17 protein-coding genes and 1 other RNA gene are annotated in these 18,737 nt (G+C 52.4%); 9 read left to right on the plus strand and 9 right to left on the minus strand.

The window, feature by feature from the left end; all coding sequences use genetic code 11:
* Positions 1 to 51 precede the first annotated feature (51 nt).
* The 8 genes from CCY01nite_RS12905 to CCY01nite_RS12940 form a co-directional block, all read right to left on the minus strand.
* Complete coding sequence (locus tag CCY01nite_RS12905; protein WP_146862057.1) at positions 52 to 1,254, minus strand: TlpA disulfide reductase family protein; 1,203 nt, start codon at positions 1,252 to 1,254, stop codon at positions 52 to 54.
* 31 nt (positions 1,255 to 1,285) lie between these two features.
* The gene (locus CCY01nite_RS12910; RefSeq protein WP_146862060.1) at positions 1,286 to 2,371 is read right to left on the minus strand and encodes a TlpA disulfide reductase family protein; all 1,086 of its coding nucleotides are present in this window, start codon (positions 2,369 to 2,371) and stop codon (positions 1,286 to 1,288) included.
* A gap of 15 nt (positions 2,372 to 2,386) precedes the next feature.
* Positions 2,387 to 3,598: a TlpA disulfide reductase family protein gene (locus CCY01nite_RS12915; RefSeq protein ID WP_146862063.1), complete on the minus strand. Its 1,212-nt coding sequence runs from the start codon at positions 3,596 to 3,598 to the stop codon at positions 2,387 to 2,389.
* 11 nt (positions 3,599 to 3,609) lie between these two features.
* Positions 3,610 to 5,073, minus strand: a complete 1,464-nt coding sequence (locus CCY01nite_RS12920; protein ID WP_146862066.1) for a RagB/SusD family nutrient uptake outer membrane protein — start codon at positions 5,071 to 5,073, stop codon at positions 3,610 to 3,612.
* Positions 5,074 to 5,165: 92 nt separating this feature from the next.
* Entirely contained in the window at positions 5,166 to 8,591 is a 3,426-nt protein-coding gene (locus CCY01nite_RS12925) for a SusC/RagA family TonB-linked outer membrane protein (RefSeq protein WP_186831033.1), read from the minus strand.
* Positions 8,592 to 8,779: 188 nt separating this feature from the next.
* Positions 8,780 to 9,922, minus strand: coding sequence for a FecR family protein (locus tag CCY01nite_RS12930; RefSeq protein WP_146862072.1), 1,143 nt, complete (start codon positions 9,920 to 9,922; stop codon positions 8,780 to 8,782).
* A gap of 83 nt (positions 9,923 to 10,005) precedes the next feature.
* Complete coding sequence (locus tag CCY01nite_RS12935; protein ID WP_146862075.1) at positions 10,006 to 10,569, minus strand: RNA polymerase sigma factor; 564 nt, start codon at positions 10,567 to 10,569, stop codon at positions 10,006 to 10,008.
* Positions 10,570 to 10,906: 337 nt separating this feature from the next.
* On the minus strand, positions 10,907 to 11,314 hold the full coding sequence (locus tag CCY01nite_RS12940; RefSeq protein WP_146862078.1) for a hypothetical protein: 408 nt from the start codon (positions 11,312 to 11,314) through the stop codon (positions 10,907 to 10,909).
* Between the two features lie 148 nt (positions 11,315 to 11,462).
* Here CCY01nite_RS12940 and CCY01nite_RS12945 point away from each other — a divergent pair, with 148 nt between their 5' ends.
* The 5 genes from CCY01nite_RS12945 to CCY01nite_RS12960 all read left to right on the plus strand — a co-directional run bounded on the left by CCY01nite_RS12945 (position 11,463) and on the right by CCY01nite_RS12960 (position 15,192).
* Complete coding sequence (locus CCY01nite_RS12945) at positions 11,463 to 12,893, plus strand: tetratricopeptide repeat protein (protein WP_146862081.1); 1,431 nt, start codon at positions 11,463 to 11,465, stop codon at positions 12,891 to 12,893.
* A gap of 134 nt (positions 12,894 to 13,027) precedes the next feature.
* Positions 13,028 to 13,792: a phosphosulfolactate synthase gene (locus CCY01nite_RS12950; RefSeq protein WP_146862084.1), complete on the plus strand. Its 765-nt coding sequence runs from the start codon at positions 13,028 to 13,030 to the stop codon at positions 13,790 to 13,792.
* Between the two features lie 47 nt (positions 13,793 to 13,839).
* Positions 13,840 to 14,574, plus strand: a complete 735-nt coding sequence (locus tag CCY01nite_RS12955) for a shikimate dehydrogenase family protein (protein WP_146862087.1) — start codon at positions 13,840 to 13,842, stop codon at positions 14,572 to 14,574.
* An 8-nt stretch (positions 14,575 to 14,582) separates the two neighbouring features.
* A complete protein-coding gene (locus CCY01nite_RS26760) occupies positions 14,583 to 14,741 on the plus strand; it encodes a DUF3800 domain-containing protein (protein WP_222614381.1) in 159 nt (52 codons plus the stop codon).
* Entirely contained in the window at positions 14,713 to 15,192 is a 480-nt protein-coding gene (locus CCY01nite_RS12960; protein WP_222614382.1) for a DUF3800 domain-containing protein, read from the plus strand. The genes CCY01nite_RS26760 and CCY01nite_RS12960 overlap by 29 nt, the downstream gene beginning before the upstream one ends.
* A 108-nt stretch (positions 15,193 to 15,300) precedes the next feature.
* Here CCY01nite_RS12960 and CCY01nite_RS12965 read toward each other — a convergent pair whose 3' ends face one another.
* Positions 15,301 to 16,107: a class I SAM-dependent methyltransferase gene (locus tag CCY01nite_RS12965; protein ID WP_146862090.1), complete on the minus strand. Its 807-nt coding sequence runs from the start codon at positions 16,105 to 16,107 to the stop codon at positions 15,301 to 15,303.
* Positions 16,108 to 16,206: 99 nt separating this feature from the next.
* Here CCY01nite_RS12965 and CCY01nite_RS12970 point away from each other — a divergent pair, with 99 nt between their 5' ends.
* The 4 genes from CCY01nite_RS12970 to fsa all read left to right on the plus strand — a co-directional run bounded on the left by CCY01nite_RS12970 (position 16,207) and on the right by fsa (position 18,627).
* Entirely contained in the window at positions 16,207 to 16,908 is a 702-nt protein-coding gene (locus tag CCY01nite_RS12970; RefSeq protein WP_146862093.1) for a hypothetical protein, read from the plus strand.
* A gap of 97 nt (positions 16,909 to 17,005) precedes the next feature.
* Entirely contained in the window at positions 17,006 to 17,677 is a 672-nt protein-coding gene (locus tag CCY01nite_RS12975; protein ID WP_146862096.1) for a response regulator transcription factor, read from the plus strand.
* Positions 17,678 to 17,731: 54 nt separating this feature from the next.
* Positions 17,732 to 17,831, plus strand: an RNA gene (gene ffs, locus CCY01nite_RS12980) — signal recognition particle sRNA small type.
* A 142-nt stretch (positions 17,832 to 17,973) separates the two neighbouring features.
* Positions 17,974 to 18,627, plus strand: a complete 654-nt coding sequence (gene fsa / locus CCY01nite_RS12985; RefSeq protein WP_146862100.1) for a fructose-6-phosphate aldolase — start codon at positions 17,974 to 17,976, stop codon at positions 18,625 to 18,627.
* Positions 18,628 to 18,737: the final 110 nt, after the last annotated feature.

Consider the following 18,737-nt stretch of genomic DNA (forward strand, 5'->3'; position numbering starts at 1 on the left):
TGAGGAGGCTTCAGACCGCTGATAGTATACCGCGGCCGTTTACTGCAAGCTTCAGTTCCCCATCACTTCCGCCAGTTTTTTGTCCATCGCTTCATCATTCTCTCCGCCACCGCCGTACCGGCCGATGATCATTCCTTTCGGATCGATCAGTATTTTAGTGGGCAGGGAATGAATGCCGTAATAGTCGCTGATATCTTCCGGATTAGGCTCCTTGCGTTGGCGCTTCTGCATGTCCAGCCCGCGCAGCACATGTTTCCAGTGGCCGATGCCATCCTGCGCCACGGCTTTTTTCCATGCATCCGGCCGGCCGTCGTCATCGGAAATACCGATGATCTCCAGACCTTTGTCTTTATACTTTGCATACAACGCTTTCAGGTGCGGATTCCCTTTCCGGCAGGGCACGCACCAGCTGGCCCAGAAATCCACGAGCACGTATTTGCCTTTGTAATCATTCAGGCTGAGCGGCTGGCCGTTGATGTCTGTTTTGCTGAAAACATACGCCTGGCTGCCGGGGGAGCCGCCGCGCAATCCTTCCAGTTCCTTTTTGATCTCTTTGCCGAAGGCGCTTTGCTGCACGGCGGGCGGCATCCTGTTGTAGCTGGCTTCGGCTTCGGGTAGCTTCATGCTGCCGATGCGGAAGCGGAGCAGGTAAGCGCTGGCGAAGGATGCAGGATTTTTTTCGATGAAATCCTTGTCGATGGCGTTCATCTTTTCGTAGTACGGCTCCATCTTTTCTTTTATTTCTTCCAGCTCGTTGAGCATGCCGGCCAGCGTGGCGCTGTCTTTCTTCGCTTTGCGGGCTTCGATGTACGCGAGGTTTTGCTTGTTGTAGGAAGCGGAGAGCGGCGCGAGATTAACCATCACCGGTTTCCGGGCGGCATTCAGTTTGTTCATGTCCTCCTGTGCTTTGGAGCCTTTCAGGGTGGCTTCTTTCATTTTGCCTTTTTGGAGGGAAGCGGTCATGTTGCCGGGTTCCAGGAACAGGGAGGCCACGTCCTCGTTGAATGACATCTGAGAAGGCCGTTCCAGGAACAGGCTGCTCATGGAGGGCCCGTCGATGGTGCCTTTGAAGGTAAACCTGCCCTGTTGCAGCTGTGCGCTGTCCATTTTATAGTCACCGGCTCCGGCGTCATAGCTCAGGTATACATATCCTGTTGGCTTGCCTTCCACGGTGCCGGTAAGGGTGAAAGACTGCGCCCGGGCGGTGGCGGCCTGCAACAAACAGGCAGCGGCCACCAGCGAAAAATGTTTCATAATGGAAGATTTTATGTAAATGGATGAAAGACTAGTTCAGCAGTTCCGCCAGTTTTTTATGCAGCGCTTCGCCCCGGAGGTCCTTGGCGATGATAATGCCTTGCGGGTCCAGCAGGAAGGTGGACGGTATCGCCTGTATGCCGTACTGTTTGGCTACTTCGTTCCTGAAGCCTTTCAGGTCTGAAAGCTGTATCCAGGGCATGCCGTCTTCTTCGATGGCCTTGTGCCATTTTTCACCGTCATCGTCCAGCGACACGCCTACCACCGTGAAGTTTTTATCCTTGTAATTGTTGTAGGCTTTCAGCACGTTGGGGTTTTCCGCGCGGCAGGGTCCGCACCAGCTGGCCCAGAAATCGAGCAGCACGTATTTGCCTTTGAAGTCAGACAGCTTTACGGGCTTGCCGTTTACGTCCGGTTGCGAAAAGTCTATCATCGGCTCGCCGATAGCGCTTTTCTTCAGAATAGCGATGCGGTCGCCGAGGCGTTTGCCGGTGCCCGTTTGCTGCGCGGAAACGTCCAGCAGTTTGTACAGGCTGTCCAGCTGTTTGTATTCTCCCATGATGGCCATGTCGGCCAGCCTGGCTACACTTACCGGGCTTTTGGGATGTGTGGCGATGTACTGCATTGTTTCCGCTCTGCGCTGATTGCGCAGTTCCGCTATCTGCTCTTCCCATGCGGCTTTCGCGGTATCGTTCTTTTGTGCTTCCTGGTATTTTCCGTACAGCTGACGTTCCTGGTCCGTGATATGTTTGAGCGATGCCTGAAAAGCTACGTACTCGTCGTGCGTGGCGGAACCGGAGATCTTCAGGTCGGTCAGCGAATCCGCGTGGCCGGTGATGGTAATGTCCGCATTCTCCGCAAACAGCTCCACGTAGCGGGTGGGGAACATCAGGTATACTTTTACCGGTTCGCTGATTTCGCCGGTCCAGGTGAACTTGCCGTCTTTAACAGCGATCGTGTCTGTTTTCGCTGAATCGGCTACCGGTGTGGAAAGATATACAACGGTGTCTTTGAGGTCCGTAATGTCGGCCGTAATGGTTGCTTTGTTGTTCTTCACTGGCCCGCATGCGTAGATGGCGGCGGCAGCGAGGCAGGCAATGATCTTTTTTGTATGCATGATGTATTGGTTTTTTTATTTTTTTGGAAACAGATCGCCGTACATGTCTATCAGCGAGGCGTCCATCCAGGAGCCGCGCATGTTGCGGGTAACGAGCTTTCCCTGAGGGTCGAACAGCAGGCAGGAAGGAATGCCGCGGATGCGGTAGGCTTTGGCCAGTTCGCTGTCAAAAGCCTTGAGATCGGAAAGCTGCGTCCATTTCATCTTTTCTTCCTGGATGGCCTTCAACCATTTTTCCTTGTCATCATCCATCGAAATGCTTACGATCTCGAATCCTTTTTTATTGTACAGATCGTATACTTCACGAAGATGCGGAATGTCCGCGCGGCAGGGCCCGCACCAGGATGCCCAGAATTCGAACAGCACGTATTTGCCGTTGCCGATATAGTCGCGCAGGCGGTGCGACTGGCCGGTGGTGTCCTGCAGGGTGAAGTCCAGCACGGTGGCGCCTACGGCAGCCTGCTTATTCGATCCCGCTTTTTCGAGGAAATGTTGGGTGAGCATCCCTTTGTCCGTTACGCCGGCAAAATGTTCCATCATCCGGTCGATCTCCGTAATATGCATGCTGCGTTGTTCCACAGTTTGCAGCGCAATGAAGGCGAGCACTTCCGACGGTTTATGATCGAGCACAAAACCGGTCATGAATGCTTTCCTTTTTTTGTCTACCGCATCCATCTTCCTGCAAAGGTCCATCCCGTTTTCCCTTGGCCCTTTTTCCTTTCCTTTGCCGGGGTTCAGGTAAGCGATATAACCATCAAAATACTTGTCTGTTTCTTCGTCGAACACTTTCTTCTGCCGGTAATATTGCAGGAACAGGTCGTTGCTGGCGGAGCCGCTTACTTTCGCCGCCAGCGAAGTGCCGCCGCCGGAATAGAGGTCTATTTCCTTTTTCAGGCTGTCGTACGCCGCTGTGATGCTGATGTTGTCGTTGTTCTCGGCGAAGAGGTTGATCACGCGGTCCTGGTAGTACCTGTTCGTCGGTTCTTCATTTTTGAGCACGATGGAATAGAAGCGCGGCGTGGCGGCCGTTCCGCTGAAAGTAAATGTTCCGTTGCGGATCACCGTGCTGTCCAGTATTGTTTTGGAGGGAATGTCCGCATACTTCAGGTATACCTTTTTCCCTTCCACCTTGCCGCTGATCTTTCCTTTTATCCGGAAGCCGTCCGGCGCATGGGACGCGGAAAGGAGCGTAGCGGCGAGTGTTGCCAGGATCGTTTGTCTTAACATGGCTGGTTCAATTAATCATTAGGAATTTCAAATACTACTTTCGGATCGGTGGGCTCAATGGTCATGGCCGTTCCGTTATTGTCTTCCGCGGTTCTGGTCATGGGCAGGCCGTTGCGGAAATAGTCGAAGCTGTTATGCCCTTCAAAGGCCAGTTCTATTCTTCTTTCTTTCAGCACGGCGGCCAGCACGTCCTGCGCGGCGAGGTTGTCGATATCAGCCGCGGGCAATCCTGCGCGGGTGTGAATGGCTTTCAGGTTTTCTTTTGCTTTGGCGGTATTGCCAAGTTTGGCGTATGCTTCCGCCCTGTTGAGGTACAGCTCCGCGAGGCGGAAGAAAACGTATGGCGCGCGGGTCAGCCAGGCCTCGTTCAGCACGAGGTATTTGGTGGTTTCCACGAAGCCGGAATTGGGATTCAGCTTCAGGAAAGCACCCCTGATATCGTTCGGCGCCAACAGGTTTTTAAAGCTGGCGGAAGGCAGGAAAGTAGCGCCCACGCCGTAGGTGAGATCGAAGTGATAAAACTGGCCGATGGAGCTGCCGCCGGAAGCATTATCGTATGCGAAGATCAGTTCTTTGTTAGTAGTGCCGTTGGCGCGGCCGATATCCCCGAACTCATCGTCTCCGAACATTTTGCGATAGGCGTCGTTTTGCAGCAATGTATATTTTCCGGCGGTATGATCTATCACGCTGTCCGCGTACACGATCGCCAGCTCATTGGCGGTATCGTCCGGATCGGCAATGCTGCCGCCCATGTAGAGGTATACGCGGGAGAGGAGCGACCATGCGGCGGCGGTGCTGCCGAAGGCGTTGGTTTTGGTGACGGGCGCTTTCATCAATTGAGCCGCGGTTTTCAGGTCGCTGATGATGAGGTCGTATGCTTCTTTTACCGTGCCTCTTTCCGGCACGTCCTTGATGTCGCTGCTGGTTTTGAGGATCACGCCGGGATTTTCACCGGCGGCCTGGTAATAGGGTTTGCCGTATACGCGCACGAGGTTGAAGTAAACGAGCGCGCGAAGGAAATGATTTTCTCCCCTGGCATACAGGAACCTGTCTTTTTCAGCATCCGTGAGCGAGGAAAAGGTGGTGCCTTCCAATGCGGCAATGCCTTCGAGCGTGGTGTTCACGCTTACGATGACCTGGTAGGCTCCGCGGTAGAAATCAACGTTGTTGCCCAGTGTGGGGCCGTTGCTGTTCCGGAAGAAGAAAGCGTCGGTGGTCTTGCTCACAGGCGTCCAGTTTTGCAGCGTCACGTTGTTGCCGCGGCTTTCCGCAAAATCGTGCATAGGCACATCGAAGCTGTTGAAGCCGCTGCCTTGCAGCAGGGCGTAATTGCCGACCGTTGTTTCTTCGATACCTGCCAGTGATGCCAGTTCCCCTTCCTTGTCGATCTTCGTCAATGGCCGTACGCTGTCTATCTGCTTGTTGCAGGCGGTTGCCAGCAGGCCGGTCATAATAAGTATGATAGTGTATTTCATCTGTTAATATTTATTTTTTACGGGCCAGATGGAACCTCGCATTAACATAGCCCATGCTCGGTTTCATCTTTCCAAATTTGAAGCTCAAAAAATTAAAACCCGACTTGTAAACCGAACACATAGCGCCGCGGGATGCCTATCCCGGAACCGATGGAGCCGCCGAAATCCTGCGCCTGTCCAACAGAGGGCCCTTCCGGATCGGAGGAGATGATCTCTCTGGAATAGAGCGTGTACAGGTTATCGCCGCTAACGTAAAAATTGGCTTGCGAGATGCCCAGTTTCCGCAGCCATGGTTTCGGTAAGTCATATCCCAGGCGAACGGTGCGCAGGCGGGCATGGCTGCCATCGTGCATGTATTTGCTGGAACCGAAGTAATCGGTGTTGGCATGCGTGTAAAGCTCCGGCTCTGTAGCGTCCGTCTGCCCCGGTGTGGTCCATTGCTTCTGGTGCTTGCGGTAGGCGAGCTGGTTGTAACTGGTGATATTGGAGCCCTGGTTCTGTTCAGCCAGGTCGTCCGTGATTACATATCCGTATGCAAAAGTGATGAGCACGTTCAGGGAGAAATTCTTGTAGGTGAAGTTGTTGGTGAGGCCGCCGAAGAATTTCGGCTGGAAGTTGCCGATATACTGGAACTGCCGCGGGTCGGCGGCGGCGCCCACTTCATCCATCGTATTCACGTAGGTAACGCCCGCTACCTGCCCCTTGTCGTCGAAGATCAGCTTTTCGAAGCGGGGCTTGCCGGTTTCGGGATCTACGCCGGCATATTTAACGGCTTTCAGTGAATTGATATCATCGCCGGGGAAAAGATAAAAGCTGTTGGCGTTATAGAAGCCTTGCCGCAGAGAGTCGTTGGCTACGTTGATGATCTTGTTCCTGTTGAAGCTGATGTTGAAAGAGGTGTTCCACTGGAAGTTCTTGCCGGTGATATTGTCTGAATTGATCAGCACTTCCCATCCCTTGTTCTGCACGGTGGCTACGTTCTGCCATTGTGTGGGGAAGCCGCTGATGGCGGACAGGGTCACTTTCTGCAAAAGGTCTTCCGAGCGGCGGTGATAGTAGTCCACGCTGGCGGTCACTTTGTTGAACAGGCCGAAGTCCACACCCGCGCTGAAAGTTTTGGTGATCTCCCATTGCAGGTCCGGATTGGCGAGCACGGTGATGATCGCGCCCGGCTGCATGCTGTAGGTATAGCGGGGATCGTAGAGTGTGCTGGTGAGGAAGTTGTCGCCCAACTGCGAGCCGCTGGTGCCGTAGTTGCTGCGCAGCTTCAGGTTGGTCAGGAAACCGAGCCTGTCGGCAAAACGTTCGTTGCTGATCACCCAGGCGCCGCCTAGGGAATAGAAGGTGCCGTACCGCTTGTCCGCCCCGAAGCTGCTGGACGCATCCGTCCGCAGGGAAGCGCTCACGCTGTAGCGGTTGTCATAGGTGTATCCCGCTTCACCAAAAGCGGAGAAAGAAGCGCGGTCTTCCTTGCCGCCTTCAACATTGCCGTTCTTGGTAGTAGGAATGCCGTAGATCGAGTAATCATAACGGTTGCCGATCTGCCTGCCCAGTGTTATCACCGGGTATCCGGCCCTTACGTTGTTCACGTTCACCAGGATGTTTTCCATTTTCGTGCGGCCGTATTCCGTGGCTACCAGTGCGCGCAGGGAGTGACTGCCGAATGCCTTCTGGAAATTCAGCTGGTTGGAGGTGAGGAATGACTGTATCTGGTTGGTATTGGTGCCGAGGAAACCTTTGGAGGAAGTGGTGGTTCCGGAGCCGGCAAAACTTCTGACATCTATATACCGTTCGTCTTTGGTATAATTGAGATTGGCGGAATTGGTGCTGGAAAAGCTCAGCCAGTCCGTAAACCTGTAGTCCGCCTTGATAGAGCCGTTGAAGCGCTGTGCTTTGAGGTGCATGTAGTTGAACTGGTTTTCAAAGATGGGATTTTCCCTTTTCTGCATTCTTCCGTTCATTTTGTACTCCAGGAACGGTTTCGGAGAGCCGTCCGCGTTATACGGGTTGACCCAGGGAATCATGCCGTACAGAAAAGTGCCGCTGTTGGAATTTTCTCTTGTACCCTTATCAAAAATTCCGTTGAGCGATATGTTGGTGGTCAGCCTTTTGGTGAGCCTGTTTTCCAGGTTCACGCGGAAGGTGCCGCGTTTCAGGCCGTTGTTCACGCCGGTGGACTGCTCATCGTAGTAAGTGCCACCTATGTAGTAGCGGCTGTTTTCAGTACCTCCCCGGGCGGAGAGATTGACTTCCTTGGTGTTGCTGCGGATAAAAGCATACTTCTGCCAGTCGTAGCTGTTCTGCACGTCTGCCATGTCCGGCAGGCGGTCATCCAGGTAGTCTTCCAGCGTGGGATATTGCGGCGCGAGGCTGCCGTTGTTCACGCGGTAGTCTTCCGTGTAGTAGCGTTTTTGCAGGTCGTACAGCTCGGGGCCGGAGAGGAACCGCGTGGAGCCGCGGTTGGGCTGATTGATCCCGTATTTCACTTCCGCCAGCATCTGCGGTTTGCCGATCATGCCTTTCTTGGTGGTCACAACAATAACACCCGCGGCGGCGCGTGAGCCGTAGATCGCGGTGGCCGCGGCATCTTTCAGGATGGTGAGGTTATCGATGTCCTGTACATTGACCAGTTCTTTCAGGTTCTGGTTGGGCATGATCACGCCGTCCAGCACCAGCAGCGGTCCGTAGTTCTGTGTGGGCATCACAAATTCGTTATACTGGTCTACCCCCACGCCCACTACGCTGCTCTGGCCGCGGACAAATATCTGGCCGCCGGCGCTGGTGGGGTCGCCCGCGCCCTGTTCGGAGATGTAGAGGCCGGTGGCGCGCCCTTTCAGCAGGGAAACCGGGTCGGACGTGGTAATGCCTTTGCGGAGCGTTTCTCCGCTGATCTTCTGCACCGCGCCGGTAAGCTCGCCTGTTTTCTTGGCGGAATAACCGGTGATGATCAGCTCTTCCAGTTTTGATGTGGAAACGATCAGCAGGATGGTCACGGAGCGTTTGCCGGATGCTTTTACCAGCTGGCTTTCATAGCCCACGAAAGATACGTCCAGCATTACTTCCCTGGCATCCGTTTCCAGTTCGAACTCGCCGCTGGCGTTGGTGACGGTGGCTTTGGACGTGCCCCTGATCTGCACGCTGGCGCCGGGCATCGGCTCGCCGGACACGGCATCTTTCACCACGCCGCGTATCTTTTCCGGCGGCTGCGGCAGGAAGGGCAGGGCAGCATCTTTTTTAAGCACGATGGTTTTCCTGATAACGGTCCATTTGAGATGCTGGCCGCTGAGGCAGGCGTTGAGCGCCTCTTCCAGCGTGGCGTCCTTGATGGCAACGTTCACCACGGCGCCGGAAGGCAACGTTCCTTCCTCGTACCAGACCTGGTACCCGCTTTGCCGTTCTATTTCCCCAAGGATCTTTTCCAGTGGCGCGTTCTCCCGTGAGATGGTGATCTTTTGCGCGGATACGGCGGCGCTTACATGCATGGCGCCGAGTAATAAAATGATGATGGACAGCTTCACAGTAATTAATCTTTTTGTGAACGGGCTTAGCCCTGATTTGGTTGATAGGCATGACCTGCCTTGCCGCTGCGGGCAATAGGTAGTTGAGATCATAAAACTGGTTGGTTAATGATTTAATAAAATTCTTTCAGAAGCTGGTGTACGATTTAGTGGTTCTTTTGATTTCTGGCGATCTGGTTTTTTGGTTTTTATGGTAAAACGATGATCCTGTTTTGTTCCTGCCTGAAGTGCAGGTCGCTGGCTTCCAGTATGGAGAGCGTTTCGGAAAGACTGTAGCTGCGCGATACCTTCCCGGTAAACCGGCGGCGCGTAACTGCTTTTTCATATGTGATGTCCACATCATACCACCGGCTTATTTCCCGGAGTATGGTGGCGATATTTTCGTTCCTGAAGGCAAAGAACCCTTCTTTCCATGCAATGGCCTGGTACACGTCTGTATCGGGTATGATGCGGATATCCTGACCGGCGCCTACTTTCGCCTGGTCCCCGGGTTTCAGCAGGCTGCTTTTTCCGTTCGACGTTACAATTTTCACGCTTCCTTCCAGGAGAGTGGTGTTGATGGTCGGTTCTTCCAGGTAAGCCCTGACGTTGAAATGCGTGCCCAGCACTTCCACCCGAAGGCCGGCTGCTGTAACAATAAAAGGTTTCTCCGCATCCCCGGCTACTTCAAAATAACCTTCACCGTCCAGCTCCACCAGGCGTTCTGCACCGTTGAAGGCGGTGGGGAATTGCAGTTTGCTGGCGGCGTTCAGCCATACCCTGGTGCCGTCCGGCAGTACCAGCTGATAGGTGCTGCCTTTGGGAACGGACAATTTGTTGATGGACGGTTTAGCCTTGCCGCTGCCGGCATCATATATCAGCAGTGCCTGTTGCTTTTTCACGTTGGTGCCGCCCTGCTCCGCGATGGTGCCGTCACCGCTGGCGCTGAGGTCCACCACGGTGCCGTTGCCGAGGGTGAGGATGGCCTTGTTGCTCGCGGGCGGCGGTGCGGGCGCCGTAGCGGTTGTCTGCCGAGGCCGCTCCGGCTGCTTTAGCAGGAAAATACCGGCGGCTGCCATGATGCATGCGGCTGCCACCCAGGGCAGCCACTTCCGGCGCAAGGTCACTACGCGGGCCGGCGCGGCCTGTTTGTCCCGCGCGATCTGCTCCTGCATTTGCCGCAGCATCCGCGCTCCTGTTCCTTCCAGCGTATCCTGCTGTGCACCTACCACTACTTCGGTATCGCCCCCGTTCACGTGATCGTACCAATTGTGCAGCGCCTCCTGTTCGGCCGCGGTAGCGTTGCCGTCCAGGTATTTCTTTGCCAAAACACTGATCTGCTCTGTATCCATTGAGTGCAATTAAAGCGGGCCTTTATATAATAGAGACCTGCCGGTGGAATTCACACGCAAAAAAGGAGAAAAAAAATGCGGGGTTATTTGATCAGCATAAAAACCATGGCCAGGGTGAGGTAGTCCCGTTTCTGGCGCATGATCTGCATCACGCGGGCAACGTACCCTTCGGCGGTGCGTACGGATACGCCCAGTTCCCCGGCCACCTCTTCCAGGGGCCGGTCCAGCAGCTTGTGCTGCAGAAAAACGATGCGGTGTTTGTCGGGCAGTTCGTTAGCCAGCTTGTTCAGTATGTCCAGCAGAAATTTGTTGTCGATATCAAAAGCGGGCAGCTGTTCGCCGGTTACGGCCTGCAGAGTGCTGGACTGCTCCTTTTTACGCTGACGTTGCGCGAGGTGCCGGTAAATGGCGTATCGCACCATGGCGGCCAGGTAAAAGGGGAGGGATTGAATGACGAGTGAGTTTCTTTTGTGCCAGAGCGTGAGGAAAACCTGTTGAACGATTTCTTCCGCATCCTGTGCTGATTGCAGGCGCTTGTGCGCCATGAAATACAGCCGCTCCCAGTAATGGTTGTAGATTTCGGCAAAAGCAGTTTCATCCCCGTCTTTCAATAACGCCAATAAAGCTATATCATTGGTTTCACGCATAAACAACTAAGACAGCAGCTGATAACTGCAACAGCATAAATTTACAAAAAGGGCGGAAACACTGTTCTTTCTGTGCAGGTTTTTATTTTGAGGGGAGGCGCTTCAACAAAAAAAGCCGTATCACGAATCAGGCTAGCAAAAGCGGTAACGCGAATCCGGTCAACAAAAAAAGTAGTAACGCAAACCCCGCCAGCAAAAAGCCGTATTACAAACCCGGCCAGCAAAAGCGATAACGCGAATCCGGCCAACAAAAAAAGCCGCAACGCGACCCCTGGGCAACAAAAAAGCCGCATCGCGGATCCGATACGGCTTTTCGAAAATCTCTTTCAAAATATCCTTAACCTTTTCTGAACGGCAGTTTAATCTGTACCTGGTGGTACCGCATGTTGGGCTCTGCCGCTTGTACGCTTACATTTACATTGTAAGGAACGATATAAGTAACATTACCTTTTTTGTAAGTCATTACAGACTTAACATTTACGGTATTTTTAGAACTCAGGTTGAATGAGGTCTTCAGGATACCACTAGCTGTAAAACCGGCGTCAAGGCTCAGGTTTGTTTTGGGCATGCTGGTGTTGGTGCCAAGGGAGAAACGGTTTTCCGTCTTTTTTACCTTGTCATCGTTGTTATCATCCGGATTGATGCCCAGATCATTGGCTTTCACGCTAAGTGCAAGCACGAATAAAGCACTTACCATGAGGCAAGACAATGAAAACGTGTGAATTATGTTATTTATCTTCTTCATTGTACTGCAAATATACGAAAAAATTATCTATCATAACGGAATCTTAATGCAAAATACAAAGTTATCTTAATAAAATGTTAAAAAATACATAAACGGTGAGATAGGCGGCTGTTTGGTGACAGCACTAAAATCCCATATATTTACATTAATGAATCACGACTTCCCATCATTTAACGAGTTTAATGAGGATTTTGAAGATTTGAGGGACCTGCTTCAGCAATTTGAAAATCTAAAGGAGGGGCGCTCGCATTCCTTTCTGGATGAGGACTCTTTCGAACAGATCATCGACTACTATGATGAACACGACGAGCTTAACAATGCCCTCCAGGCCGTTGAGATCGCCATCGAGCAGTTCCCCTTCTCCTCCGCACTGCTTCTGAAAAAATCAGCCCTTCTCATAGAAACCAAAAAATACCGTGAAGCCCTGGCGCTGCTGGAAAAAGCCGCATTGCTGGACAGTAACGATATCAACCTCTATATTCTGAAAACAGACGTGTATCTGGCCATGAACCAGCACGAGAAAGCCGCCGCCCTCCTGGAAGAACAGATCGGCATGTTCGAAGGGGAAGATCGTACAGACCTGCTGCTGGAGCTGGCGGACGTGTACGACGACTGGGAGGAGTTCGAAAAGGTGTTCGATTGCCTGAAAATGCTGCTGGACTTCGATCCCAATAATGAGGAGGCCCTGCACAAGATCTGCTTCTGGACGGAGTTCACCGGCCGGAACGAAGAAAGCATCCGCCTGCATACGAAGATCATTAACGACCACCCCTATAACCAGCTCGCCTGGTTCAACCTCGGCACCGCCTACCAGGGCCTGAAACTCTACGAAAAGGCGGTAGACGCCTACCAGTATGCCGTAGTGATAGATGAAAAGTTCGATTACGCCTACCGCAACATGGGCGATGCGTATATTCATCTGCGTAAGTACAACGAAGCCATTGAAGTATTGCAGAAGCACCTGGAAGTAGCCAAGCCGGAAGATGTGATCTACGAAGCCATCGGCCACTGCTACGAAAAGATGCGCAAGTTCACCCAGGCCCGCTATTACTACCGCAAGGCTTCGCACCTCAGTCCCAATGACGACAAGCTCTACCTCAAGATCGCGAAAGCGTACATGACGGAAGAGAACTGGGATTGCGCCATCAAGTCCCTCCAGTCCGCGCTCCGCATCAACAAACAGAGCGTGGAATACAATATCACCATCGGCCAGTGTTACCTCCAGATAGGAAGCGACAAGGAAGCGCTGGTGTTTTTCCTCAACGCCGTACGCCTTCGCCCGAGCAGCGCGCTGGCCTGGAAAGAGCTGGTCCGCGGCCTGTATGTGGCCGGCCACGTGGAAGAAGCCCTTACCCAGCTGGAAGCCGCCGAAGCCAAGATCGGCCGCAAGCCCGTGTTCATGTTCTACAGGGCCGCCATGCTCATTGCCATGGGCAGGACCAAGGAAGGGCTGTTACACCTGGAAACCGCATTGCAGCTGCATCCCCGGCAGGTAAAAAAGCTGGTGGACCTCGATCCCTCGATCCTTCAGCACATCAGCGTGGTGGAACTGGTAGCCCGGTACAGGCGGAAACGTTAAAATTCACTTTCTAAAAGATTACTTCTTATTTTTGCGGCGGTTTTCTAAATTGTTCAACATTTTAAAAACAGGCCAACTTAACCAATCCAACGTTTGGTGGAAATGACCATTAAGAAGAATAAAACCGTGCAAAAATGAATTTTAATCTGACGCAAATTCCCGAAAGGACCACCAGGCCCCGTACCCATGGATTGACCATGGTCATGGACAAAGGCTTGAGCGTAGAAGAAGCCAAAAACTTTCTATCCGCCGCCTCGCCACACATAGACATTATCAAGCTCGGTTTCGGGACCTCGTTCGTAACGCCCAACCTTCGTCAGAAAATTGAACTATACCAGTCGGCCAACATCCCTGTATACTTTGGCGGAACCTTGTTTGAAGCGTTCCTGATCCGCAACCAGTTCGATGAATATGTGAAAACGATCAAGGACTACGGGATCAGCTATATGGAAGTTTCCGACGGCTCCATCACCATTCCGCACGCTGAAAAATGCGGCTACATCGAAAAGCTTACCAAACATGGACTGGTGCTCAGTGAAGTAGGATCAAAAGATGCAGAGCATATCATTCCTCCTTATAAATGGATCGAGCTGATGCGCGCGGAGCTTTCCGCCGGCGCCACTTACGTGATCGCTGAAGCGCGCGAAGGCGGGAACGTGGGCATCTACCGCGGTTCCGGCGAAGTGCGGGAAGGGCTGGTGCAGGAAATACTTACGCAGATACCCGCGGAGAAGATCATCTGGGAAGCGCCGCAGAAAGATCAGCAGCTGTACTTCCTGGAGCTGGTAGGCTGCAACGCCAACCTCGGTAACCTCGCGCCGAATGAGGTCATTCCCCTGGAAGCGATGCGCGTGGGCCTTCGCGGCGATACGTTCCATCTTTTCCTGGACAAAGCATAAAACATCACATCCGGCCGGGCGCCATGCCCGGCCTGTAACAGCATACCATGCGTTTATTCGGTCTCATCGGTTTTCCGCTTTCCCATTCTTTTTCAAAAGGGTTCTTCACCGAAAAGTTTGAAAAAGAAGGTATCACCGGATGCCGGTATGAAAATTTCCCCATCCCGGACATCGGCCAGTTCCCGTTGTTGTGGAAAGAACATCCCCAACTGGAAGGGCTGAACGTAACCATCCCTTACAAACAGGTGGTGATCCCTTTCCTCGATGAGCTGAGCGAAGCCGCACAAGCCATCGGCGCGGTGAATTGCGTACGCCTGAAAGATGGCCGGCTGAAAGGGCATAACACCGATGTGACAGGTTTCCGGCGCTCGCTCGAGCCGCTGCTGAAACCGCAGCACACCAAAGCGCTGATCCTCGGCGCCGGCGGCGCCGCCAAAGCTGTGAAGTTCGCATTGCAGCAGCTTGGCATCACCTATACCGAAGTCAGCCGTAAGTATTGCAACGGCACTATCGGCTACGAAGCTATCAGCAAAGAGATCATGGACGCCCATCCGCTGATCATCAATACAACTCCACTGGGCATGTATCCCAACGTAGCGGAAGCTCCGCCGATCCCTTATCATTTTATCAACGAAGATCATTTATTGTACGACCTGGTCTACAACCCCGCTGAAACGCAGTTCATGCAGCAAGGCGCGGCGCGCGGCGCGGCCGTGAAGAACGGGCACGAGATGCTGATCCTGCAAGCGGAGGCGTCGTGGGAGATATGGAATGAAAAATAAGCGGTGCTATGAAGTTCTGCTTATATATGGATGAAAGCGGGGATCATGGCTTGACGCAGATCAATGGCAGCTTCCCGGTGTTCCTGCTATGCGGTGTTTTGGTGGCGGAAGAACATTATCCGGCCATGAGAGATAGCATTGAAAGAAAAATTCTACAAGGGAATTAATGGCGTAATTGCCAACAATAATTACACAGTAATTGCATCAGCGATCAGGAAGAATGAATATATTATGCGTTTTGGCAAGCTGTCGGATGATGTTTATGAAATATCACTTTCTTTTATTGTAGAACGGGTTGTGTATTACCTGAATGAACTCAACATCGCAGGAAAAGAGCTGGAAATAATAATCGAAAGGCGGGGAACGCGGGAGGATAAAAAGCTCGAAGAACATTTTCAAAAGCTGTTGGCAAATGGAACGGCATATATTAGTGCTGCCACGCTGAAGGCATATAATCTGACGATCGTGTTCAAAAGCAAACGGGAAAATATAAATGGGTTGCAACTTGCAGATCTGGTAGCTTATCCTATTGCCAGGCATGTGATAGAGCCGGAACGGGCAAATCCCGCATTTGACCTGCTGAGCAGTAAGGTACACCTCCTCAAAATATACCCATAAAATATAAAGCCCGACTTGCGTCAGGCTTTATACCGATCGGGGACACCCCGGTCCAATTTTTTTATAGCAATGCTATTACCCCCCAAAGTTACAATTTTTCCTGGAAAATCAATTCCCCCTTTTCGGCCTGATCATATAATACATACACGTCGTAAAGAAATTCCTCACAAACGGTATCCCCTTCATCCAGCCGAATTGCTCCCTGGGCTGCAGCTTGAATTTGTATTTGTAGATCGGGTTGATGAGATAGTATTTGCGTTGCGTAATATCAAACCCGGCCGCTTTCACGATCTTTTCAAACCGTTCGATGGAAATGCCGGTATCCACCAGTTCCATTAGTTCCCTGATGGTGCCGTCGTGTTCCCCGAAAGCTTTCAGCAGTCCGCGGTACAGCGGGCGGGGGAGGAGGTGGATATAAGGGAGGAAGCTGAGCACCCTGCTCTGGCAGATCTGCTGATGGCCGCCGTGCGGCATGTACCAGGGCGGGAAACCGAAATACACCTGTCCACGTGGGGACAGCAGTTCTTTCAGATAGGCGACCAGTTTGTCCTGATCGGGTATATGCTCGATCGCGTCTTTCAGGATGATAATATCGAAAGCATGCTGGAATTCCCCGAAGAAGTCAACATCATAAATATTCTTCGCGATCAGCTGCAACTGGCCGTTGTTCACATAATCGCCGAGAAAGCCTTTTGCCAGTTCGATCCTTTCGGGAAAGAGGTCCACGCCCACGCAACGGCAGCCTTTTTCCAGGAAAGGGGTCAGTACGCCGCCTTCGCCGCAGCCGATCTCCATCACGCGCAATCCGTTCAGATCCGGGAACTCCTGCATGATGAACGGCAGCACATAGTTCCGGGAATTTTCTACCTGCTGCTGGTAGCGGAGGGTGGCATCCGTATGTTGTGGTAATGACATGTTGTGCTAAAATTCCGTGAAAATAGAAATTTTTTTCAAGTGTCCGCATCCACGGACTGCAATCCTTAAATTTGGAACGGTTTTCGTAAAATGATGCATATGTTAAAATGGATGATGCTGATGTGTTGTGCTTTGCCGGCTTTCGCGCAACAGAAGGAAGTAGCGCGGATCACGGCCGTATTTGATTCCACCTCCGTGGCGGAATTGTACAGCACTACGCCGATAGGGCTGGAAATAAAGTATGCGGACAGCTCGGTGCGCACTACCAGCGGCTTGCTAAAGGGCGATTACAGCTGGAACCGGATCCGGGTGGAATCGCCGGACGGCGAATGCCGCAACGGCGTGCTGCGCTTCAACCGCAACGCCATCCGGCCGGACAACTACCGCATCCGCCTGCTGGTTACCCTGCAGGACGAGCCGGGGAACAGGCAGCATGAAGTATTCCTGCAACTGCCGTACCTCACGGCCATCCGCTTCCGTCATTATACGGACAGCCTGAAGCGTGGGATTCATTTTTACCTGAATGTAGAAGGCATCTACAATACCGGCCGCATCTACCCGCTGGATACCACGCGGGTCAGGCTGTACGCCAGCGAAGGGCAGCTCATCGGGCAGGACCTGCTGATACCGCAGAAAGACAGCGTGACGAAGGAAATAGCCGTAAGAGCGGTGTACCGCGGCAACAAACAGATCAATGCATCTTCGGTAGTGCCTGTGAAACAGGGGCCGGAAGACGAATCCCTCATCATCGAAAACGAAAAAGACCTGTTCCGCAAACCCGGCCGGAAAAAGAAGCAGTAACAACGGCCGTGTTTCCTGTGCCAAGGGCCGTCCGCAATCCTGTTAACCCGTATAAATTCCAAACTTTATTATTTTTAGTCAAAAACCTGCGATAAGGATGACTAACATTTCAGCTGATCTTTCAAAGCGCCTGGACGACATCCGGCGAATAGGAGAAGAGCTTTCCGTGGCGCTCATCATTCTTGAGATACGGCCGGAAGGGGCGCGTGTGCTGCATATGAACACTTTCGGGCTGACGGTACTCGGGGAAACGCTGGATACGATCCGGTACATGAGCAAGGAAGAGTATTACGAGCGGTACTTTAACAAGGACGCCACTTTTGAGCTGGAACCCAGGGTTGTGGAGCTGACGGAAAGCCCCGCCAGTGAGTATGCTTCCTACTTTCAGCAGGTGCGTACGGCGGACGGCTGGCAGCTGTATGCCACCAACACGAAGATATTCGCCCGTAACGAGCAGAACGAGGCCACCCACATGCTGACCATTGCCAGTCCGCTGGCGCCCGAGCACCACGTGACCGACAAGATCAACAGGCTGATAGATGAAGTAGATTTTTTACGGAACAACAGCATCATGTTCGCCGCCCTCACCCGGCGCGAAAAGGAAATACTGAAATGTATGGCAAAGGGTATGAACTCGGGGGAAATGGCAGAACGGCTTTCCATCTCTTTCACTACGGCCAATACGCACAGAAGAAATATCCGCACGAAGCTCAACCTGAAGAACAACTTTGATGTAATGAAATTTGCACAGGCTTTCAACCTGGTATAACAAGGAGTCATGAATATTATTTGCAAATTAATATCCGTTGATTTACCTTTGCAGTGGCAAGTCTTATACGACCAGCTCCTGCTGAACTCCCCCAGGACAGGAATGTAGCAAGGGTAGGCGGTTGAAGCGGTGCGATATAAGTAACTTGCCATTTTTTTATTTTATGAATGGCCGAAAGCTCTCTCCCCGCTGTTTCCGAAATTAGTATGATGGTTTATTTGAATTGCCCGGAGCATCTTTCGGACCAGGGAAATAATACACGTTTCTGAACATAAACAAATACTTAATCTCTCTTTATGAAATTCTTTATAGATACAGCAAACCTTGCGCAGATACAGGAGGCGCATGACCTCGGGATACTGGACGGTGTTACCACCAACCCTTCACTCATGGCGAAGGAAGGTATCAAAGGGGAAGCTGCCATCATGAAACATTATGAAGCCATCTGCGAAGTGGTGGAAGGCGGTGATGTGAGCGCCGAAGTACTCTCCACCGATTTTGCAAACATCGTGGAAGAAGGTAAAAAACTGGCCGCCATTCACCCGAACATCGTGGTGAAAGTGCCGATGATAAAAGACGGTGTAAAAGCCATCAAATGGTTCACTGAAAACGGTATCCGCACCAACTGCACGCTGGTGTTCTCCGCAGGACAAGCCATCCTGGCCGCTAAAGCCGGCGCAGCTTACGTATCTCCCTTCATCGGCCGTATAGACGACAGCAGCTGGGACGGTGTGGAACTGATCGCGCAGATCGCACAGATCTACAGTGTACAGGGCTTCAAAACAGAGATCCTGGCCGCCTCCATCCGCAACGCCCTCCACATTGTGAAGTGCGCTGAAGTAGGCGCCGACGTGTGCACCTGCCCGCTGGATTCCATCCTCGGCCTGCTGAAACACCCCCTCACGGACATCGGCCTGGCCAAGTTCCTCGAGGACGCCAAGAAAATGTAACAACTTTTAACGCATCATATTGCAAGAGCATGCCGGACTGACCGGCATGCTCTTTTTTTTATTTTTCTTATTTTTAATTTTCTTCCTATCTTACTACCTCGTAAACCTAG

Origin of the sequence: Chitinophaga cymbidii (assembly GCF_007992715.1) — a bacterium.
GTDB lineage: Bacteria > Bacteroidota > Bacteroidia > Chitinophagales > Chitinophagaceae > Chitinophaga > Chitinophaga cymbidii.